Source organism: Pseudohaemophilus parahaemolyticus (genome assembly GCF_938021905.1).
Lineage (GTDB): Bacteria > Pseudomonadota > Gammaproteobacteria > Enterobacterales > Pasteurellaceae > Haemophilus_A > Haemophilus_A parahaemolyticus_B.
Genome location: NZ_CALIFA010000053.1, coordinates 1 through 19,937 on the forward strand (window position 1 = coordinate 1; position 19,937 = coordinate 19,937).

Here is a 19,937-nt window from a genome sequence, read left to right on the forward strand (position 1 = left end):
GCGTTGGAGAATTGATTGGGGCTGCTCCTAGTACGAGAGGACCGGAGTGGACGCATCACTGGTGTTCCGGTTGTGTCGCCAGACGCATTGCCGGGTAGCTACATGCGGAAGAGATAAGTGCTGAAAGCATCTAAGCACGAAACTTGCCTTGAGATGAGTTCTCCCAGTCTATAAGACTGTAAGGGTTGTTGGAGACTACGACGTAGATAGGTGTGGTGTGTAAGCGGTGCGAGCCGTTGAGCTAACACATACTAATTGCCCGAGAGGCTTAACTATACAACGCTCAAGTGTTTTTGAGCAAAGCGAAACTAAACAGGAAGCAGCTTGTTTCAAATTTATTAAAAAGAACGAAAAATCAAAAGAATATAAAGTCAAAGGTTAAGAAAAAGACCTAGACTAAAACAGAATATTCTGGCGACCATAGTGCGGTAGTTCTACCTGAATCCATTCCGAACTCAGAAGTAAAATGCCGTAATGCCGATGGTAGTGTGGGGATTCCCCATGTGAGAGTAGGGCATCGCCAGATTGAATTAGAGCGAAAGCAAATAACCCCGTATTGTAAGGTATGGGGTTTTTGCTTTTATTCTTATTTCCCATTTCCCATTTCCCATTTCCCATTTCCATTATCCTCTCTTATTTTATTCATTTCTTCTCGTAGGATCGATTTTAGCCCCCTGTAAAAATCTTAAATTTTAAGAGCAGTATACTGCTTTTACTTGTTATTGACATAACAAGTAAAATATTTTGCGTAACAATTAAATATATAAGGAAACACGATGGTTATTATTGAAAATGTTCGTGGGGCGGAAAGAATTGCAACTTTTCAATCTAAGGCTGCAGTTTTTTATTTTCTTAAATCAATTAGTTTTTGGGCTAGTGTTGAAAGTATTGTAACAACAAGTGTAAGGACTAAAATTAAAGTAAGTGCTGGAGCTGGTCATCTTAGTGACTGGTCAGGGCACTTGAAAGCGCTAGAGATTATCCAGAAAGTGATCAGGAATTTTTATTTTTCACAAATTACTCTGATATTTATGACTATTTAAAGATAAAGAATGATTGTTTTTTTTGTGGTCCACATAGTGATGAAATAAAAGATGAAGGAAAAAGACGTTTAGATGATTTTATTTCATCGTTAGATCGAAAAGTTATTGATATTGATGTGTTTGATAGCTGTTTAAACAAAGTCTATTTAATTACAACGGAATAAGGGAAAATATAATGGAAGAATTTAAAGATTTATATTTTGTCGCTGAATATTTTGAAGTTTCATAGTCAGCCAATATAGCAAAACTTATTGATGAAATGATTAATTTAGGTATAAAAAGCGAAGTTCATCTTGGAGATTATGATGAATTTCAAGATCTTAGTTCGAGTGTCTCAAGTGAGTTTTTAGATCTTTCTATTGAAGAAGTTGAAGATAATATTAATAAAATTGATTTCTTATTTGGAGAGGATTACAAAGCGGTTTTAGAAACGGCTAATGAGTTATTTAAATACCTTGAAGAAGAATAATTTCCCTAAATGCATATATAAATATGTTCTCGTTAAATAGCCTTGTATTCTAAATACAAGGCTATTTCATATCTTCCATTCAGCCATTTCGCAAAATTCTCCTAAAATCTTACCGCTTTTGCTTTTTTCCTCTTGATGTTCTGCCAAAAACTTGTATATTCAAAGAATTCTACTAAAACAATAACTCACAACATCAGGAGCCTTTATGAAAAAACTCGCTAAACTCTCTTTATTAAGCTTGGTTTTTGCTTCAACAACCGTACTTGCTGCACCAAAAACCTTTGTTTATTGTGCAGAGCTTTCACCAACGCACTTTAATCCACAATTTGCGACAGATGGTTTAACCTTTGATGCAACAGGACAAACTATTTTCAATATGCTCACTACTTTTGAACCAGGTACAACAAATGTTATACCTTCATTAGCAGAGAAGTGGGATGTGTCTGAAGATGGCAAAACTTATATTTTCTATTTACGTAAAGGTGTCAAATTCCACAGCAATAAAAATTTCAAACCAACACGTGATTTCAATGCGGATGACGTGTTGTTCTCATTCAATCGTCAATTAGATCCAAACCACCCATATCACAAAGTTTCGGGTGGAAACTATGAATACTTTATTGGTATGGATATGCCAAATATCATTGATAAAGTAGAAAAAGTAGATGATTACACAGTGAAAATTAGTCTAAAAGTGCCAAATGCACCATTCTTATCGAATGTGGCAATGGATTTTGCTGCAATTTTCTCGGCTGAATATGCAGAGCAAATGCTAAAAGTGGGAACACCTGAAAAAGTAGATAACGATCCAATTGGTACTGGCCCATTCCAATTTGTAGATTATCAAAAAGATTCAAGTATTAGATATAAAGCATTCCCTGAATATTGGGAAGGTAAAGCAAAAATTGACCGCTTGGTATTCTCGATCACTCCAGATGCTTCGGTTCGTTTAGCGAAAATCCAAAAAGGTGAATGCCACGCTGCACCTTATCCAAACCCTGCAGATATTGAAACGCTGAAAAAAGATCCGAACATTAACTTGATGACAAGTCCAGGGTTAAACATTGGCTACTTACATTTCAATACCGAGAAAAAACCGTTTGATAATCAAAAAGTGCGCCAGGCATTAAATCACGCTATCAATAAAGATGCGATTATTAGCTCTGTTTACCAAGGCTCTGGTGAGAAAGCAAAAAATCCAATTCCACCAACAATGTGGAGCTATAACGATGCGGTAAAAGATTATGATTATAGCCCTGAAAAAGCTAAAGCATTATTAGCTGAGGCGGGATTCCCGAATGGTTTTGATACCGAAATCTGGGCAATGCCAGTAAGCCGTCCTTATAATCCAAATGCACGTCGTATGGCTGAGCTTATCCAAGAAGATTGGAAAAAAGTGGGTGTGAATGCGAAAATTGTGAGCTATGAATGGGGTGAATATCTTAAACGCTTGCGTAATGGTGAAGATCCAACAGGTATGATGGGATGGAATGGTGATAATGGTGATCCAGATAACTTCTTAAATACCCTATTAAGCTGTGCAGCGGTGAAACAAGGTTCTAACTATTCGAAATTCTGTAATGCAGAGTTTGATAAATTAGTGACAGAAGCGGCCCAAATTACAGACCACGAAAAGCGCACAGAGCTCTATAAAAACGCACAAGTATTGTTCAAAGAACAAGCACCTTGGGTAACCATTGCTCACTCAACCACCTACTTCCCTGTGCGTAAAGAAGTAACAGGTTATACTATCAGCCCGTTTAGCTTGCACAACTTCTACCACGTTGATTTAGCAGATAAATAATTCTGCTGATTCTCTCTTGCACTCTCTCCCCTTGTGGGAGAGAGACCACTTGGAATTGCGTAAGGCAATTTCAAGCAGAGAGAGGGGCTCAAGCGGTCAAAATTTTTCAAAAATTTACCTATTATTATCTATTTATGTTTTCATTTATTTTAAAACGCATATTGATGGTGATTCCCACCTTTATTGCGATTACCTTAATTACTTTTGCGTTGGTGCATCTTATTCCTGGGGACCCTATCGAAATTCGAATGGGCGAACGCGGGCTTGATCCAGCTGTGCACGCCCAAATGATGTCTCAACTCGGCTTGGATTTATCCTTACCTGAACAATATTTCAACTATATTAAAGGGATTTTCCATGGTGATTTAGGCCATTCATTCCGTAATAATGAGCCAGTCCTCAAGGAGTTTTTTACGCTTTTCCCCGCAACGGTTGAGCTTGCATTCTTTGCCTTGCTTTGGTCTTTAGTGGTTGGGATTTTTCTTGGTGTGATTGCTGCAGTTAAGAAAAACTCTTGGATCTCACATCTTGTGACAACTCTCTCTCTTACAGGCTATTCAATGCCGATTTTCTGGTGGGGCTTAATTTTAATTCTCTATGTTTCAACGCCACTCGGTTTGCCTGCGTCAGGGCGTTTACCGTCAGAATATTGGATTGAAACCAACACGGGATTTATGTTGATTGACACGTGGCAGTCGGGCGAACCTGGTGCATTTTTAGCGGCAATTAAATCGCTGATTTTGCCTGCTGTTGTGCTTGGCACGATTCCCCTTGCGGTGATTACTCGAATGACCCGTTCTTCAATGCTTGAAGTATTGGGTGAAGATTATATCCGAACTGCAAAAGCAAAAGGTTTAAATACCACACGCATTGTGTTTGTACATGCACTGCGTAATGCGTTAATTCCTGTCGTAACAGTAGTGGGATTAATTGTGGGGCAGTTGCTCTCAGGGGCGGTATTAACCGAAAATATTTTCTCTTGGCCTGGGATTGGTAAATGGGTAATTGAGGCGATTAACGCTCGCGATTATCCCGTTTTACAAGGTTCGGTGTTGATTATTGCAACTATCATCATTCTTGTGAATTTACTGGTTGATTTGATTTATGGTGTGGTCAATCCACGTATTCGAAATACTTAGAAGAGAGGAGTGAACAATGTCTTCAACGACAGTAACAGCCCCAATGCCAAAAACACCTTTTCAAGAGTTTGTCTATTACTTTAGTCAAAACCGCGGGGCGGTAATTGGATTTATCTTTATTTTAATCGTGCTTTTTGCCTCAATTTTTGCAGGTTGGGTTGCACCTTTCGATCCAATCGAACAAAACCGCTCAGCTTTACTTTTACCTCCTATGTGGTTTGAGGGCGGTAATTCAGCCTATGCTTTAGGCACAGACGATATCGGTCGTGATATGCTTTCTCGTATTATTTATGGGGCAAGACTTTCTGTTTTTATTGGTTTGCTGATTGTCGTGATGTCTTGCGTATTAGGTGTTATTTTAGGTTTACTTGCAGGCTACTATGGTGGCACGCTCGATATTTTAATTATGCGTTTGGTCGATATTATGCTTGCTATTCCAAGCCTGTTATTAACCATTGGCGTGGTGACGATTCTCGGGCCATCACTGATTAACGCAGCGATTGCGATTGCGATTGTTTCCATTCCAAGTTATGTGCGTTTAACCCGTGCTTCGGTAATGAATGAGAAAAACCGTGATTACGTGGTGGCAAGCCGTGTGGCTGGGGCGAATGTGTGGCGATTAATGTTTATCGTGATTTTTCCAAACTGCCTTGCACCTTTAATTGTACAAATGACAATGGGTATTTCGAACGCGATTTTAGAACTTGCTGCACTTGGCTTCTTAGGCATCGGTGCACAGCCACCGACACCAGAATTGGGTACTATGTTGGCAGAATCACGCGGTTTTATGCAATCAGCGAACTGGCTTGTTACCATTCCTGGTTTAGCAATTTTATCACTTGTATTAGCCTTTAACTTGATGGGCGACGGCTTACGTGATGCTCTCGATCCAAAATTAAAACAATAGGGAGCAAAAATGAGTTTATTAACTGTTGAAAATCTTTCCGTTTCGTTCGGCGATGAAAAAGCCCCTTTTAAAGCGGTTGATCGTGTTAGCTACACCGTGAATGAAGGTGAAGTGTTAGGTATTGTAGGCGAATCTGGTTCGGGCAAATCGGTTAGTTCTTTGGCTATTATGGGATTGATTGACTTCCCAGGTCGTGTGACTGCAGAGAAATTGCATTTTAACCAGAATGATTTGCTCGCGTTAAAGCCAAGAGAGAAGCAAGAAATTATTGGAGCAGACATTGCGATGATCTTCCAAGATGCGATGACGAGCCTCAACCCAAGCTATACCGTGGGCTATCAAATTATGGAAGCCTTGAAAGTGCATCAAGGCGGGAGCAAATCAGCACGCCGTGAGAGAACAATTGAATTGCTTTCACTAGTGGGCATTCCTGATCCTAAATCTCGTTTAGAGGTTTATCCGCACCAGCTTTCTGGCGGGATGAGCCAGCGTGTCATGATTGCAATGGCAATTGCATGTAATCCGAAGCTGTTGATTGCTGATGAACCGACAACGGCGCTAGATGTAACCATTCAAGCCCAAATTATTGATTTACTGCTTGAATTACAACGTAAAGAAAATATGGCGTTGATTTTAATTACGCACGATCTGGCGTTGGTAGCAGAATCAGCACATCGCATTATTGTGATGTACGCAGGGCAAGTGGTGGAAGAGGGCAAGGCAGAAGAGATTTTCAAATCGCCGTTGCATCCTTATACACAAGCACTGTTGAAAGCCTTGCCAGAGTTTGCGGAAGGCAAATCTCGCTTGCAATCGCTCCCTGGTGTTGTACCTGGTAAATATGACCGCCCACAAGGCTGCTTGCTTAACCCGCGTTGCCCGTATGCGACGGAGAAATGTCGTAGCGTTGAGCCTGCGTTGGTGCAAATCAACAGCCGTCAAGTGAAATGCCATACGCCGTTAAACGCACAAGGCTTACCGAGCTAATCAAGGAGAGGACAATATGCAAAAAAATGATCAAAACGCACCGCTTCTTGATGCGATTAACCTGAAAAAATATTACCCTGTGAAAAAGGGTTTGTTCACCAAACCTAAAATGGTGAAAGCGGTGGATGGCGTGTCATTCACGTTAGAACGCGGCAAAACCTTAGCGGTAGTGGGAGAATCTGGTTGTGGAAAATCAACCCTTGGGCGAATGCTCACTATGATTGAACAGCCGACCGAAGGCGAGCTTTTTTACAACGGCCACAACTTTCTGGAAAATGATAAGGAGACAGCAACGCTTCGCCGTCGTAAAATTCAAATCGTGTTCCAAAATCCGTATAGCTCACTCAACCCACGTAAAAAAGTGGGCTCAATCTTAGAAGAGCCTTTGCTCATTAACACTTCGCTTTCGGCAAAAGAGCGTAAGGCAAAAGTGTTGGATATGATGGCAAAAGTGGGCTTAAAACCAGAGTTTTATGATCGCTATCCGCATATGTTTTCAGGCGGGCAACGCCAGCGTATTGCCATTGCACGCGGTTTAATGTTAGAGCCTGATATTGTTGTGGCGGATGAACCTGTTTCAGCATTAGATGTTTCCGTGCGTGCTCAAGTGCTCAATCTAATGATGGATCTACAAGAAGAGATGAGGCTTTCTTATGTCTTTATCTCGCACGATCTTTCAGTCGTGGAACATATCGCAGATGAAGTGATGGTGATGTATTTAGGGCGTTGCGTGGAGCAAGGCGAGGTGAAACAGATTTTTGCTGAGCCAAAACATCCATACACGCAAGCGCTTCTTTCAGCGACGCCAAGATTAAACGAAGCTGATCGCCGTGAGCGAATTAAACTCACAGGCGAGCTGCCAAGTCCACTTAATCCACCAAAAGGCTGTGCCTTCCATGCCCGTTGTCGTTTTGCAACCGACCGCTGCCAACTGGAACAACCGCAATTGAAAAACTACCCAGATGGCAGAAAAATTGCTTGTTTTGTGGTGGAGTAAACTATTAATAAATTGTAGGATGTGTGAAACAACGTTTCACGCACCTTAATCTCTTGTTTACGTGCGTGGATTTTATAAATCCATGCACCCTACCAATAGTAAATTTATATGAAAAAGCCTCTATCCTTCTGCATTATTCGCCTCTCTGCAATTGGTGATGTTTGCCACACTCTTGCGGTCGTGCAAGCTATTCAACGCCAATATCCCGATGCGGAAATTACTTGGATTATCGGTAAAACCGAAGCAATGCTGATGCAAGATCTCCCTAATGTGACGTTAATTCCGTTTGATAAAAAATCTAGCTGGAAAAATATCTTTACAATTTGGAAACAGCTTGCCCACAAGCGGTTTGATTTTCTGCTTAATATGCAAACTGCATTTCGAGCTTCTATTCTTTCACTTGGCATTAAAGCGGATAAAAAAATGGGGTTTAACAAAGATCGTGCCCGTGAAATGCAGTGGCTTTTTACCAATCAAAAGGTGGAACAAACCACCTCTCCGCACGTGTTAGATGGACAGATGATGTTTGCCAAAGCGATTGGCGTAACTGATTTAACCCCAAAATGGCAATTGCCAATTCCTGCGGAAACGGTTGAAAAAGTGAAACAGTGGCTTGATCCAATGCGTAAAAATGTGGTGATTTCTCCTTGTTCTAGTAAGGCTGAAAAAGATTGGTTAATAGAGCGTTATGCCGACATTGCGAATTGGTTGATAGCACAAAATATCAACGTGATTTTGGTTGGTTCGCCTGCAAAACGTGAACTGGAAATGACCGCTTGTATTCAGCAACTTGCCCCGAATGTGCAGAATTTGGTAGGAAAAACGTCGCTAAAAGAGCTTGCTGCCCTCTTAAAATTAGCAGATCTAGTGATTTCGCCTGACACTGGCTCAGCCCACATTGCAAGTATTCAAGGTACGCCCGTTATTGGGCTTTATGCGATTCACAATCCGCGCCGCACTGCACCTTACAATGATCAACAAAATGTGATTTCTGTTTATGATGAAGTAGTGCAAACTTATTACGGTAAACCGTGGCAAGCACTTCCTTGGGCAACTAAAGCGAAATCCAAAACAGGTGAGAATTTAATGGCAAGAATTTCGGTAGAAAGTGTGAAGCAAAAAGTAGTTGAAATCTTGGCAATAAATAGGTAATTTATCTGTAATTTTTGATTTACAATAAGTAAATAATAATAAACACAACATCAAGGATAAATTATGCCATTAAACCCTTTACGCGAAAAAATTGATCAGGTTGATCGTGAGTTGATAGCCTTACTTTCTGAACGTTTAAAATTAGTGGCGGAAGTGGGAAAAGTGAAGTCAGAACACGGCATTCCCGTCTATGCGCCAGAGCGTGAAAAAGCGATGATTGAAGCTCGCAGAACCGAAGCTAAAACGCAAGGCGTACCTGCGGATCTGATTGAAGATGTACTCAGACGCGTGATGCGAGAATCCTATGCCAACGAGAACAAACACGGCTTTAAGCAAGTGAATCCGAATATTCAAAAGATCGTGATTGTGGGGGGACTTGGTAAATTAGGGCGATTATTTAACCGCTTTCTGAGTTTGTCGGGCTACCAAGTGGTAAGCCTTGATCAAAATGATTGGGTTCAAGCTGAAACCATTTTGGCGGGGGCTGATTTGGTACTTGTTTGTGTGCCAATCAATAAAACGCTAGAAACGATTGAGCGCTTGCAACCTTTCTTAACTGAAAAGATGATTTTAGCCGATCTCACTTCGGTAAAAGCTCAACCGTTGCAAAAAATGTTAAAAGTGCATCAAGGAGCAGTGGTTGGGCTTCACCCAATGTTTGGTCCAGACACGCAAAGTTTAGCTAAGCAAGTGGTGGTTTGCTGCCATGGGCGTGGAGCAGAACAGTACGAATGGTTATTAGAGCAGATCAAAATCTGGGGAGCAAAAATTGAAGTGATTGGTGCTACAGAGCACGATCACGCAATGACTTATATCCAAGCACTACGCCACTTTTCGACTTTTATGTTTGGCTTGCATTTATCAGAGCAGCCGATAAAACTTGAACAGCTATTAGCACTTTCTTCTCCTATTTACCGTTTAGAACTTGCGATGATAGGGCGTTTATTTGCTCAAGATGGGGCGTTGTATGCGGATATTATTTCGGATAAACCTGAAAATTTAATGACAATTCAATCGTTAAAAGCAACTTTTGAACAGAGCCTAAAATTCTTTGAAGAAAAAGATAAAGCAGGCTTTATTCAAGTTTTTGAAAAGGTACATCACTGGTTTGGTGATTATTCAGAACAATTCTTAAAAGAGAGCCAAGTGTTACTGCAGCAGGCGAATGATTATAGAAAATAGAGGAAATAAAAACCCGACATAGGCCGGGTTTCTATAATGAAGTCAGATTATTTGAATTCGTAACGACGAATTGTGTTTAAATCTGCATCTTGGCTGTTGTCTTGATCAGCAACAGTTACACGTGCTCCCACTGTTGCGTGAGAGTCGTATTTACGTTTTAAAGTCACGATTTCACCGTTGTCTTTTTGAACGGTTAACTCAACAACATCTTTTGAGATGTCTTTGCTACTTAAAATAGTTGCATCACCTTTAGTTGAGTAAACGTCTGCAGTACAAGCTGCAAGAACCATACTTACTAATACAGCTAGAGAAAGTTTTTTCATTATGAATCCTTAAAATTGAAAATTAAAGTAAAGAAACGTTTAAATTCGAGTTAGAACCAACGAGTCTTACACGTTTACCTGGTACGAAACCGTCTTCTTTTTTCTGAACAACCACGATTTCTTGACCATCATCTTTACGAATCGTCATTTCTAATGAAGAAACTTGACTCGCCTTTTCTTCGATTGTATTGCCTGCCATCGCACCCGCAATAGCTCCTACAGCAGTTGCAATCGCTTGCCCTCTACCACCACCGATAGCAGAACCAGCAATACCACCTAATACACCGCCACCTACTGTGCCGATTACACCTTGATTATCTGCTTGGATTTTTACATCACGCACAGATACAATCGTACCGTAGCTAATTGCTCTAGCTTCTTTGGCTTGTGATGCAGAATATACGCTTCCGCTATAAATGTCCGTATTTGCACAACCAACCATTACAAGGCTAGATAATAACGTAGTCGCTAATCCAAATTTTTTCATATTGTACCCCAATAAGAGAAAGTTCAGAAATGATTTTCTGAATAAATAATATCATTTATACCATAAGGATGTAGTTTTAGACAAGAATGATTACTTAAAGTTGCATTCTTTACATTTATCGCAATGGTCGGGTTAGGTAGTTGTTCACCTTCCACTTCAGGCTGGCTAATTTTAATATTAAGTTTAGGATTCTCATTAAGTGCAAACATTTTTATTACTCGTTCAATCCAAGAATCTACGTTTTCACTTTGCTGCATAGGGATTACAGCTTCAATATGTTCCCATCCCTCTTGTGGATAAATTTTGCCTTTAGGAAAGGGAAGTTCTATGATTTTGACTTTTTGTCCAAAAAAATCAACCGCTTGCGTTAGCTCAAACAGTCCAATTGGGCGGCCATTAACTTGACTTTCTTTAAGAATCTTTACATTTTCCACTAAAAGATTTCGCCATTTTTTAGCAGTTTCAAGTGTATTCATGCGAACCGCAAGATGATCAATTTCATATCGGCTGAGATCAATCCCTGCGATTTCTGAAATTTGCTGAATTTTTTGCTCGAATTGAGATAAATCACCAAAACAATCGGTCATTTTCTCGTAAAAGTTCGTGTTTTCAGGTATAATTTTATCCATTTTTTGAATGTAAATGCAATAGGTTAAAAAGTGAATATTCAACAAATTTTATCAGATAAAATCAAGCAAGCAATGATTCTTGCAGGAGCAAGCGAGAATGTTGAGCCTTTAGTGCGTCAATCGAGTAAACCTGAGTTTGGCGATTATCAAGCGAATGGTGCAATGGGTGCGGCAAAAAAATTAGGAATGAACCCGCGTGAGTTTGCTCAAAAAATTTTGGCTAACGTGAATTTAGACGGTGTCGCTGAAAAATTAGAAATTGCGGGTCCAGGCTTTATCAATATTTTCTTAAATAAAGATTGGTTAGCAAACAACGCTAATTTAGCCTTACAAGCGGTTAATTTTGGCATTCAAACCACAAATCCACAAACGATAGTTATCGATTACTCTTCTCCAAACGTGGCAAAAGAGATGCACGTTGGGCATTTGCGTTCGACTATTATTGGCGATGCGGTGGTGCGTACTCTTGAGTTTTTAGGCAATAAAGTGATCCGTGCCAACCACGTTGGCGACTGGGGAACCCAGTTCGGGATGCTAATTGCTTATCTTGAAAAAATGGAAAATGAAAATGCCTCACAGCTTGAATTAAGCGATTTAGAAGCATTCTATCGTGCAGCCAAAGCGCATTACGATGAAGATGCAGCTTTTGCTGAAAAAGCACGTGGTTATGTGGTGAAACTCCAAAGTGGCGATGAATATTGTCGTACCATGTGGAAAAAATTAGTTGATATTACAATGCACCACAATCAAGAAAATTACGACCGCTTGAACGTAACTTTAACCGAAAAAGATGTGATGGGCGAAAGCCTTTACAATCCAATGTTGCCAGAAATTGTGGCGGATTTAAAAGCAAAAGGATTGGCAGTAGAAGATGATGGCGCTTTAGTCGTTTTCCTTTCTGAGTTCAAAAATAAAGATGGCGATCCAATGGGCGTTATCGTGCAGAAAAAAGATGGTGGTTTCTTATACACGACTACTGATGTGGCTGCAGCAAAATATCGTTATGAAACTTTAAAAGCAGATCGTGCTTTAGTATTCTCAGATAGCCGTCAAGCACAACATATGCAACAAGCTTGGTTAATTACCCGTAAAGCGGGCTATGTGCCAGATTCATTTAGCCTTGAACATCCATTCTTTGGCATGATGTTAGGCAAAGATGGTAAACCATTTAAAACACGTTCAGGCGATACCGTAAAACTTAAAGATTTACTAAACGAAGCGATTGAGCGTGCAGATGCATTAATTTCACAACGTAGCACTAACTTAACGGCAGAAGAGAAAGCTGCAGTAGTTGAAGCGGTTGCAATCGGCTCAGTGAAATATGCAGATTTGTCGAAAAACCGTACCACAGACTATGTGTTTGACTGGGATAATATGTTGAGCTTTGAGGGCAATACCGCACCATATATGCAATATGCTTATACGCGTATTCGTTCTGTATTTACAAAAGCGCGGATTGATCCAAGTACTTTAAGTGGTGAGATTATCTTAACAGAAGAGAAAGAACGTGCATTAGCCATCAAATTATTACAATTTGAAGAAGCATTAAATAGCGTAGCAAAAGAAGGTATGCCACATATACTTTGCCAATATTTATATGAGTTAGCGGGTGCATTCTCAAGTTTCTACGAAGCTTGCCCGATGCTTAATGCAGAAGAAAAAGTGAAAAATAGCCGTTTACGTTTAAGTGATTTAACAGCAAGAACGCTCAAACAAGGTTTAGATCTGTTAGGGATTAAGACTGTAGAGAAAATGTAATGGTAGATCTCTCTCTTTTGCAAAGAGGGGGTAGGGGAGATTTCAGCGATCTCAATTTGCAAAAATAGGTCAAAAAAGACCGCTTATCAAATCTCCCCCAGCCCCTCTTTTCTAAAGAGGGGAGCTAAAATAAGGAACAAAAATGAAATTTATTGATGAAGCCCTGATTCGCATTGAAGCAGGTGATGGCGGCAATGGCTGTGTAAGCTTCCGCCGTGAAAAATATATCCCGAAAGGGGGGCCTGATGGTGGTGATGGTGGTGACGGTGGCGATGTTTATTTAATCGCAGACGAAAACTTAAATACTCTTATCGACTACCGCTTTGAAAAACGCTATGCCGCAGGGCGTGGTGAGAATGGGCGTAGTGCAGGTTGTACGGGGCATCGTGGTAACGATATTACTTTACGAGTGCCAGTCGGAACGCGTGCGATTGACAATGACACCCAAGAAGTCATTGGTGATTTAACTAAACATGGAATGAAAATGTTGGTGGCAAAAGGTGGCTATCACGGCTTAGGTAATACTCGTTTTAAATCTTCCGTGAACCGAGCTCCACGCCAAAAAACCAATGGCACACCAGGCGAAAAACGTGATTTATTGCTTGAATTAATGCTCTTAGCTGATGTGGGTATGCTCGGTTTACCTAATGCAGGAAAATCAACCTTTATTCGTAGCGTGTCAGCAGCAAAACCGAAAGTGGCAGATTATCCATTTACTACGCTTGTGCCAAGTTTAGGCGTGGCACGTGTCGGTTCAGATCGCAGCTTTGTGGTAGCAGATATTCCAGGCTTGATCGAAGGTGCAGCCGACGGTGCAGGTTTAGGGATTCGTTTCTTAAAACACTTAGAGCGTTGTCGTATCTTGATTCACCTTGTAGATATTATGCCGATTGATGAGTGTGATCCAGCGGATAACGTGGCGATTATCGAAAGCGAATTGTTTAAATATAGCGAAAAATTGGCAGAAAAACCGACTTGGCTAGTGTTTAATAAAATCGACACGATGAGTGAAGAAGAGGCTCAAGAGCGTGCCAAAGAGATCGTTGCACGCTTAGGCTGGGAAGGGGATTACTACCTCATTTCTGCTGCAACAGGTCAGAACGTGCCAGCCTTAACACTCGACATTATGGACTTTATTGAAGCGAACCCACGCGAAGTGGAAGAAGAAAATAAAGAAGCCGATGAAGTGAAATTCAAATGGGATAACTATCACCAAGAAGCGATGCAAAACGCGATTGAAGAAGACGACTGGGACGATTTCGACGACGATTGGTCGGAAGAAGATGAAGAAGGTGTCGAGTTTGTTTACACCAACCGCTAATTGGTAAATCAGATGAAAAATAAGACCGCTTGTAAGCGGTCTTTTTAATAGGAAAAAATGCAAATGTTAAATAGTCAATTTTGCAAAATTTTTGATATTCCTTTCTTTCAATTTGCTCAAATGAAAAAATATTGCCCTGAGGATATTCCGATCATCAAGGCAACATACAAAGAAAATTGGGAGGAGTGGAAAGCGTTGAGCCTTGATGTCTACCGAAAATTGGGAATGCCATTTGCTGAGCCCCATATTGAGCGTTGGTGCAATGGTTGGCAAGTCCGTGCACACTTTTTCACCTTTTATAAGTATGAATTTAACCAAAATTCAGCGGTGATTTTATCGGTTATTTTGAACCGAAGACGGTTACAAGTTAGTCTTGATTGGCATTGCTATCGTGCGGATCGTTCACAGGTAAAACTGCCGCAATATCAACAATGGTGGGAAAATGTAGATCGCGAAAAATACCAAGATTTTGAGATATGGCAAGATAGTGAGAGCGAATATGCCGATTTTAAAAAGCTCAAAGAAGTGCCTGATTTAACGCTAGAAGATCCTGAGGCTTATTGGTGCATTGGTAAAAATGTTGAGCGGGAAGATTTGGCTAAAATTGATGCGGCAGAATTTATTTTGCAAACTATTCAAGAATTATTACCGCTTTATGAGGCTTGTCATCGTTAGAGAAAGAAAAAGCGAGAAATCGCTTCTCGCTTTTACGTTTAAAATGGAAGATTATTCTTCTTCTACACGCTCAGAAAAACGCTCAATAGTTGCACCTAAGCCGCGTAATTTTTCTTCGATGTGCTCATAACCACGATCGATGTGGTAGATGCGATCTACAATGGTTTCGCCTTCAGCGATACAGCCCGCTAACACTAAGCTGATTGAAGCACGTAGATCGGTTGCCATCACTTCAGCGGGTTTTAATTTTTCTACACCGAGGCAAATTGCGGTATTACCTTCAATTTCCCCTTTTGCACCCATACGGTTAAGCTCTGGAATGTGCATAAAGCGGTTTTCGAAAATGGTTTCGGTAATGCGACTTGTGCCTTCTGCGATCGCATTTAACAAAGTAAATTGCGCTTGCATATCAGTTGGGAAACCAGGATGTGGCATTGTGCGAATATTCACGGCTTTCGGGCGTTGACCTTTTGAATCAAGCGTAATGGTATCTTCTGTTACGCTCACTTCCATACCTGCTTCACGTAGTTTTTCGATGACCGCTTCAAGGGTATCAGCTTTGGTGCCGTGACAGGTAATTTTACCGCCAGACACGGCTGCAGCGATTAAGAATGTACCTGTTTCGATACGGTCTGCGACGATGCGATGTGTGCAGCCTGTTAAGCGTTCAACCCCTTCAATGGTAATTGTGCCTGTGCCTGCACCTGAGATTTTTGCCCCCATTGCATTTAAGAAAATTGCAGTATCCACAATTTCTGGCTCGTGTGCGGCATTTTCGATAATTGTTGTACCTTCTGCAAGTGTGCCTGCCATCATCACAGATAAGGTCGCACCAACACTTACTTTATCCATATAGATTTGAGCACCGTGTAGGCGACCATTTGAAGTTGCTTTTACATAACCTTCGTCTAATTCAATGGTAGCCCCCATTTTTTCTAAGCCTGTAATATGCATATCAACAGGACGTGCTCCAATAGTACAACCTCCAGGCAATGAAACCTGACCTTCGTGGAAGCGAGCGACTAACGGTGCTAATGCCCAGATAGAGGCTCGCATTGTTTTAACTAATTCGTAAGGTGCGATGTAATGATCAATTTTGCTTGCATCAATATGTACATCGCCATTTTCTGCACGCTCAGCCACAACGCCTAATTTACGTAAGATTTTAAATGTGGTATCCACATCTTTTAATACGGGAACGTTGGTTAATGTGACTGGTTCGGTGGCTAGAATGGCTGCAAAGAGGATAGGTAACGCAGCGTTTTTTGCTCCTGAAATATTGACTGAACCGCTTAATGTTGCAGGCCCAGTAACACGGAATTTTTCCATTGTTTTTCCTTAATAATTGAATTTGGTCGTGTACAAGCGGTAATTTTTAGAAGGAAATTTGTAGCTTGTAGTGGCAGTTCCATAAATCATACCTAGAGTAATGGGCGAATGTAATTTACTCTTTATAGTAAGAGCAACATAGTTGCTACAATAGATATGTGGTATCGATAATTAACCCGCCATATTCAATAAGCGTTCTTTTTTCCATTGTTCGGTTGAGAACACTTTAATTGTTAATGCGTGAATAATATTACTTGAGAAAAGTTCTCCAAGTGGTGCGTAAACCGCTTGTTGCTGTTTTACGCGTGAAAGTGAAGCAAGAGTATCGCTTACCACAATCACGCCGAAGTGTGCGTTTTCGCCTTGAACGTGGATTTCAGTTGCATCTGTGAGGTGTTCTTTTAATAAGTTTTCGATTTGAGCGAGTTCCATAAGTTGATCGGGTTCCTTAGGCATTAATAACATCTTGATTCTTGTTAGAGATATATTGCTTAATCCAGTCATTTAAGCCATAAAGTTCAGCAAGTGTTTTAATCACTTCAGGCACGCGAATTAAGCTATTTGTTGTCTGTTTTCCGTAATGATTTAATAATTCAGTGAGGAAAGCGAAGCCAGCCGAATCAATACGTGCAAGTTGAGCTAAATCCCAGTAAAGGGTTTGATTAGCGTTGGTGTGTAAAAAAGAAGCACGTTGCTCCCATAATGGACACAACGTGGCACGAGTTAATTCGCCTTTTAATTGCACTACTTGGCTTTCATTATTCTGAAAAACGCTCCATTGTAATGTTTTTTCGGGCTTCATACTATTATTTTTTAGAAAGTGTAATCGGTTGTTTTGCAGATTGTGCAACTTGAGCAGTTAATGTATCAATACCTTGCTGACGTAAAATACTACTCCACTCATTTTGTTTGGTAGCCACCATACTTACGTTTTCTGCTGCCATATCATATGCTTGCCATTCACCAGTACGGCTGTTTTTACGCCATTTGAAATCAAGTTTGATTGGCGGTGTATTATTGGCTGAAATTACATTTACGCGAATAGTCACGATAGATTTTCCATCCGTCGGTTTTTCGCTTTCGATTTCTACTTTTTGATCGCTATATTGCGTTAATACTTGTGCATAAGATTGCTCAATAAATTGACCAAACGCATCAAAGAATTTTTCACGCTGTGCTTCGTTTGCAGATGAAAGCGATTTACCTAAGACTAATTGACCTGCGTATTTTACATGTACGTGTGGCATTAAGTCGTTGCGTACGATGGTACGTAAATATTCAGGATTTGATTTAATTTTGCCTTGGTTGGCTTTGATGTCACTAAACAGTTTATCTGCTGTTTGCTGCATTAATACATAAGGGCTCGTTTCTGCAAATGCTTGGTTTGAGAATAAAGTTGCTACAGAAAGAAAACCTGCAACGATGATTTTTTTGATTTGTTTTAACATTAAAAACACTCCATAAATAAAGTTAGTTTATTTACAAGCGGTAAATTTTTGTAAATATTTTACCGCTTATAAGATAAAAATTAAGGTGTGGCAGGTGTTTCTGCTTTTTCACCTTCAGTTTTTTGTTCAGTATCTGATGATTTTTTGTCGCCATACAGGAACTGACCGATTAAATCTTCTAACACCATTGCTGAGTTTGTATCAGCAAAGCTGTCGCCTGATTTCATGTATTCCGTTTCGCCTTCCATCATAAAGCCAACGTTTAAGGCAATGTATTGTTCGCCTAATAAACCTGAGGTTTTGATAGAGAGTGAGCTGGTATCTGGAATTTTGTTAAATTCTTCATTAACCGCTAAGGTTACTTTTGGGGTGTAGGTTTGTTCGTCGAGCTGAATATTTGACACACGACCAACAACCACGCCGCCAACCTTAATCGGTGCTCGCACTTTTAGTCCGCCGATATTATCGAAAGTTGCGTAAAGAGTGTAAGTTTTTTCTGAACTAAAACCTTGTACGTTGGCAACTCTAAGTCCTAAAAATGCCAAGCCTAATAAGCCGAGTAGCACAAATAAACCTACCCAAAATTCATATTTAATTGATTGACGCATTGTATTTCCTTTCATTGAAATGGATTAACGACCAAACATAATGGCAGTTAAAATAAAATCTAAGCCTAAAATCACTAATGAAGCGTGAACAACGGTTTTAGTTGTTGCTTGGCTAATACCTTCTGAAGTTGGTGTGGAATCGTAGCCATTAAACAACGCAATCCAAACCACGGCTAAAGCAAAAATCACGCTTTTTACAAAGCCATTGACTAGGTCGCTTACGTGAACAGAGTTTTGCATTACTGCCCAGAAGCTACCTGAATCAACACCTTTCCAATCGACACCGACAAGTGAACCGCCCCAAATACCAATTGCGGTAAAAATCACGGCAAGGATTGGCATTGAAATGATCCCTGCCCAAAAACGTGGTGCGATAATTCGACGTAGTGGATCAACCGCCATCATTTCAAGGCTAGAAAGTTGTTCTGTCGCTTTCATTAAGCCAATTTCTGCGGTTAATGCCGATCCTGCTCGCCCAGCGAAAAGTAAGGCGGTGACGACAGGTCCAAGTTCTCGTAGTAAAGAGAGCGAAACTAACGTGCCTAAGCTACTTTCTGCCGCGAAATCGACTAATACCACATAACCTTGTAAGCCTAACACCATCCCGATAAATAAGCCTGAAAGCATAATAATCAGCAAGGATTGTACACCGACTACGTGCAGTTGCTTGATTAAAAGTGGCGTATGTTTGCGAAATTGTGGCTTACCAATCAATGCACCCCATAGCATAAAAGCAGCACGCCCGAATGCACGGATAAATTGGATAGTTGAAGCCCCAATTTGAGTAATAAAGTTAATCATTAAACAAATCCTCTACATAATCTTGGGCAGGATAATGAAAATGCACAGGGCCATCGGCTTTCCCTGCCAAAAATTGCACCACTTGTGGATCTTGGCTTTGCATCAATTGTGCTGGTGTGCCGTGTGCAATCACGGTTTTATTTGCCACAATATAGGCATAATCCGCAATGCTGAGCACTTCGGTCACATCGTGTGAAACCACAATAGAGGTTAAATTTAATGCCTGATTGAGTTTTTTAATCAGCTCCACAATCACGCCCATACTGATTGGGTCTTGCCCTGTAAAGGGTTCGTCATACATAATCAAATCAGGATCTAAGGCAATTGCACGTGCAAGTGCCACACGACGTGCCATACCGCCAGAGAGTTCTGATGGCATTAACTGTGCCGCGCCACGTAAGCCAACCGATTCTAATTTCATTAATACCAATTTCCGAATTAACTCTTCTGGCAAATTGGTATGTTCACGAATAGGGTAGGCAACATTGTCAAATGTGGATAAATCCGTAAATAACGCTCCCGATTGGAATAGCATTCCTATTCTTTGACGGATTTGATAAAGCGTTTTGTTTGATGCGGTACAAACATTTTGCCCATCAAATAAAATCTCGCCTGATTCTGGTACAAGTTGCCCACCAATTAAGCGTAATAAGGTGGTTTTACCAATACCAGAAGGCCCCATAATTGCTGTCACCTTACCTTTCTGCACCTGCAGATTGAGATTGTCGTAAATCACTCTCTCCCCTCGTTTAAAGGTAAGGTTGTTTACTTCAACCAGGTTTTCAGTGTGTTGCATTGAATTTAATACCTTTCTTAAATACAAAAATGAAGGTGGATTATACTCCACCCAACGAAATAAAGCCAAAATGCTTTTTATT

Annotated in this window: 22 protein-coding genes and 2 rRNA genes; 14 read left to right on the forward strand and 10 right to left on the reverse strand. The window is 40.5% G+C overall.

The features are described 5' to 3' along the window. The 11 genes from QMF79_RS04930 to tyrA form a co-directional block, all read left to right on the forward strand. A 23S ribosomal RNA gene (locus QMF79_RS04930) occupies window positions 1-276 on the forward strand; the annotation flags it as partial. Between the two features lie 134 nt (window positions 277-410). Continuing rightward, window positions 411-526 (forward strand): 5S ribosomal RNA (gene rrf / locus QMF79_RS04935). Between the two features lie 250 nt (window positions 527-776). Next, on the forward strand, window positions 777-1,043 hold the full coding sequence (locus QMF79_RS04940) for a hypothetical protein (protein WP_281772973.1): 267 nt from the start codon (window positions 777-779) through the stop codon (window positions 1,041-1,043). A 259-nt stretch (window positions 1,044-1,302) separates the two neighbouring features. Then, window positions 1,303-1,512: a hypothetical protein gene (locus QMF79_RS04945; protein ID WP_281772974.1), complete on the forward strand. Its 210-nt coding sequence runs from the start codon at window positions 1,303-1,305 to the stop codon at window positions 1,510-1,512. Between the two features lie 205 nt (window positions 1,513-1,717). Then, window positions 1,718-3,316: an ABC transporter substrate-binding protein gene (locus QMF79_RS04950; protein ID WP_281772975.1), complete on the forward strand. Its 1,599-nt coding sequence runs from the start codon at window positions 1,718-1,720 to the stop codon at window positions 3,314-3,316. A gap of 134 nt (window positions 3,317-3,450) precedes the next feature. After that, window positions 3,451-4,455: an ABC transporter permease subunit gene (locus tag QMF79_RS04955; RefSeq protein ID WP_281772976.1), complete on the forward strand. Its 1,005-nt coding sequence runs from the start codon at window positions 3,451-3,453 to the stop codon at window positions 4,453-4,455. A 16-nt stretch (window positions 4,456-4,471) separates the two neighbouring features. Beyond that, entirely contained in the window at window positions 4,472-5,362 is an 891-nt protein-coding gene (locus QMF79_RS04960) for an ABC transporter permease subunit (protein WP_281772977.1), read from the forward strand. Between the two features lie 9 nt (window positions 5,363-5,371). Next, window positions 5,372-6,349 carry a dipeptide ABC transporter ATP-binding protein gene (gene dppD, locus QMF79_RS04965; protein WP_281772978.1) on the forward strand — a complete coding sequence of 326 codons (978 nt, stop codon included), beginning with the start codon at window positions 5,372-5,374 and terminating at the stop codon, window positions 6,347-6,349. 16 nt (window positions 6,350-6,365) lie between these two features. Then, on the forward strand, window positions 6,366-7,346 hold the full coding sequence (locus tag QMF79_RS04970; protein WP_281772979.1) for a peptide ABC transporter ATP-binding protein: 981 nt from the start codon (window positions 6,366-6,368) through the stop codon (window positions 7,344-7,346). Window positions 7,347-7,454: 108 nt separating this feature from the next. Continuing rightward, window positions 7,455-8,498 (forward strand): glycosyltransferase family 9 protein, encoded by a 1,044-nt coding sequence (locus QMF79_RS04975; RefSeq protein WP_281772980.1) that lies wholly within the window; start codon window positions 7,455-7,457, stop codon window positions 8,496-8,498. A gap of 60 nt (window positions 8,499-8,558) precedes the next feature. Beyond that, window positions 8,559-9,680 (forward strand): bifunctional chorismate mutase/prephenate dehydrogenase, encoded by a 1,122-nt coding sequence (gene tyrA, locus QMF79_RS04980; RefSeq protein WP_281773003.1) that lies wholly within the window; start codon window positions 8,559-8,561, stop codon window positions 9,678-9,680. Window positions 9,681-9,727: 47 nt separating this feature from the next. Here the strand turns inward: tyrA and QMF79_RS04985 are convergent, their stop codons facing one another. The 3 genes from QMF79_RS04985 to QMF79_RS04995 are packed head-to-tail and all read right to left on the reverse strand — an operon-like array spanning window position 9,728 to window position 11,119. Further along, a complete protein-coding gene (locus QMF79_RS04985) occupies window positions 9,728-10,003 on the reverse strand; it encodes a deoxyribose-phosphate aldolase (RefSeq protein ID WP_040218847.1) in 276 nt (91 codons plus the stop codon). Between the two features lie 22 nt (window positions 10,004-10,025). Next, window positions 10,026-10,490: a glycine zipper 2TM domain-containing protein gene (locus QMF79_RS04990; RefSeq protein WP_005707444.1), complete on the reverse strand. Its 465-nt coding sequence runs from the start codon at window positions 10,488-10,490 to the stop codon at window positions 10,026-10,028. Window positions 10,491-10,513: 23 nt separating this feature from the next. Further along, entirely contained in the window at window positions 10,514-11,119 is a 606-nt protein-coding gene (locus QMF79_RS04995; protein ID WP_281772981.1) for a VOC family protein, read from the reverse strand. Window positions 11,120-11,149: 30 nt separating this feature from the next. Here QMF79_RS04995 and argS point away from each other — a divergent pair, with 30 nt between their 5' ends. The 3 genes from argS to QMF79_RS05010 all read left to right on the forward strand — a co-directional run bounded on the left by argS (window position 11,150) and on the right by QMF79_RS05010 (window position 14,873). After that, window positions 11,150-12,877 (forward strand): arginine--tRNA ligase, encoded by a 1,728-nt coding sequence (gene argS, locus QMF79_RS05000; RefSeq protein WP_281772982.1) that lies wholly within the window; start codon window positions 11,150-11,152, stop codon window positions 12,875-12,877. Between the two features lie 142 nt (window positions 12,878-13,019). Further along, window positions 13,020-14,198: an Obg family GTPase CgtA gene (cgtA, locus tag QMF79_RS05005; protein WP_281772983.1), complete on the forward strand. Its 1,179-nt coding sequence runs from the start codon at window positions 13,020-13,022 to the stop codon at window positions 14,196-14,198. A 63-nt stretch (window positions 14,199-14,261) separates the two neighbouring features. Then, window positions 14,262-14,873, forward strand: a complete 612-nt coding sequence (locus QMF79_RS05010; protein ID WP_281773004.1) for an HI_0552 family protein — start codon at window positions 14,262-14,264, stop codon at window positions 14,871-14,873. Between the two features lie 51 nt (window positions 14,874-14,924). On the opposite strand, the gene murA is transcribed toward QMF79_RS05010, so the two are convergent. The 7 genes from murA to mlaF all read right to left on the reverse strand — a co-directional run bounded on the left by murA (window position 14,925) and on the right by mlaF (window position 19,855). Then, window positions 14,925-16,202: a UDP-N-acetylglucosamine 1-carboxyvinyltransferase gene (gene murA / locus QMF79_RS05015; protein ID WP_005707465.1), complete on the reverse strand. Its 1,278-nt coding sequence runs from the start codon at window positions 16,200-16,202 to the stop codon at window positions 14,925-14,927. Window positions 16,203-16,373: 171 nt separating this feature from the next. Beyond that, entirely contained in the window at window positions 16,374-16,634 is a 261-nt protein-coding gene (locus tag QMF79_RS05020) for a BolA family protein (protein WP_005707469.1), read from the reverse strand. A gap of 16 nt (window positions 16,635-16,650) precedes the next feature. Then, a complete protein-coding gene (locus tag QMF79_RS05025) occupies window positions 16,651-17,004 on the reverse strand; it encodes an STAS domain-containing protein (protein ID WP_281772984.1) in 354 nt (117 codons plus the stop codon). A 4-nt stretch (window positions 17,005-17,008) separates the two neighbouring features. Then, a complete protein-coding gene (gene mlaC / locus QMF79_RS05030) occupies window positions 17,009-17,650 on the reverse strand; it encodes a phospholipid-binding protein MlaC (RefSeq protein ID WP_281772985.1) in 642 nt (213 codons plus the stop codon). An 80-nt stretch (window positions 17,651-17,730) separates the two neighbouring features. Next, entirely contained in the window at window positions 17,731-18,258 is a 528-nt protein-coding gene (mlaD, locus tag QMF79_RS05035; protein ID WP_281772986.1) for an outer membrane lipid asymmetry maintenance protein MlaD, read from the reverse strand. A gap of 24 nt (window positions 18,259-18,282) precedes the next feature. Beyond that, window positions 18,283-19,059 (reverse strand): lipid asymmetry maintenance ABC transporter permease subunit MlaE, encoded by a 777-nt coding sequence (gene mlaE / locus QMF79_RS05040; RefSeq protein WP_281772987.1) that lies wholly within the window; start codon window positions 19,057-19,059, stop codon window positions 18,283-18,285. Then, complete coding sequence (gene mlaF, locus QMF79_RS05045) at window positions 19,052-19,855, reverse strand: phospholipid ABC transporter ATP-binding protein MlaF (RefSeq protein ID WP_281772988.1); 804 nt, start codon at window positions 19,853-19,855, stop codon at window positions 19,052-19,054. Before mlaF ends, mlaE begins: the two co-directional genes overlap by 8 nt. Window positions 19,856-19,937: the final 82 nt, after the last annotated feature.

Coding starts and splice junctions, on each gene's coding strand:
- QMF79_RS04940 (WP_281772973.1), top strand. CDS start 777: ATGGTTATTATTGAAAATGTTCGTGGGGCGGAAAGAATTGCAACTTTT.
- QMF79_RS04945 (WP_281772974.1), top strand. CDS start 1,303: ATGATTAATTTAGGTATAAAAAGCGAAGTTCATCTTGGAGATTATGAT.
- QMF79_RS04950 (WP_281772975.1), top strand. CDS start 1,718: ATGAAAAAACTCGCTAAACTCTCTTTATTAAGCTTGGTTTTTGCTTCA.
- QMF79_RS04955 (WP_281772976.1), top strand. CDS start 3,451: ATGTTTTCATTTATTTTAAAACGCATATTGATGGTGATTCCCACCTTT.
- QMF79_RS04960 (WP_281772977.1), top strand. CDS start 4,472: ATGTCTTCAACGACAGTAACAGCCCCAATGCCAAAAACACCTTTTCAA.
- dppD (WP_281772978.1), top strand. CDS start 5,372: ATGAGTTTATTAACTGTTGAAAATCTTTCCGTTTCGTTCGGCGATGAA.
- QMF79_RS04970 (WP_281772979.1), top strand. CDS start 6,366: ATGCAAAAAAATGATCAAAACGCACCGCTTCTTGATGCGATTAACCTG.
- QMF79_RS04975 (WP_281772980.1), top strand. CDS start 7,455: ATGAAAAAGCCTCTATCCTTCTGCATTATTCGCCTCTCTGCAATTGGT.
- QMF79_RS04985 (WP_040218847.1), bottom strand. CDS start 10,003: ATGAAAAAACTTTCTCTAGCTGTATTAGTAAGTATGGTTCTTGCAGCT.
- QMF79_RS04990 (WP_005707444.1), bottom strand. CDS start 10,490: ATGAAAAAATTTGGATTAGCGACTACGTTATTATCTAGCCTTGTAATG.
- QMF79_RS04995 (WP_281772981.1), bottom strand. CDS start 11,119: ATGGATAAAATTATACCTGAAAACACGAACTTTTACGAGAAAATGACC.
- cgtA (WP_281772983.1), top strand. CDS start 13,020: ATGAAATTTATTGATGAAGCCCTGATTCGCATTGAAGCAGGTGATGGC.
- QMF79_RS05010 (WP_281773004.1), top strand. CDS start 14,262: ATGTTAAATAGTCAATTTTGCAAAATTTTTGATATTCCTTTCTTTCAA.
- murA (WP_005707465.1), bottom strand. CDS start 16,202: ATGGAAAAATTCCGTGTTACTGGGCCTGCAACATTAAGCGGTTCAGTC.
- QMF79_RS05020 (WP_005707469.1), bottom strand. CDS start 16,634: ATGGAACTCGCTCAAATCGAAAACTTATTAAAAGAACACCTCACAGAT.
- QMF79_RS05025 (WP_281772984.1), bottom strand. CDS start 17,004: ATGAAGCCCGAAAAAACATTACAATGGAGCGTTTTTCAGAATAATGAA.
- mlaC (WP_281772985.1), bottom strand. CDS start 17,650: ATGTTAAAACAAATCAAAAAAATCATCGTTGCAGGTTTTCTTTCTGTA.
- mlaD (WP_281772986.1), bottom strand. CDS start 18,258: ATGCGTCAATCAATTAAATATGAATTTTGGGTAGGTTTATTTGTGCTA.
- mlaE (WP_281772987.1), bottom strand. CDS start 19,059: ATGATTAACTTTATTACTCAAATTGGGGCTTCAACTATCCAATTTATC.
- mlaF (WP_281772988.1), bottom strand. CDS start 19,855: ATGCAACACACTGAAAACCTGGTTGAAGTAAACAACCTTACCTTTAAA.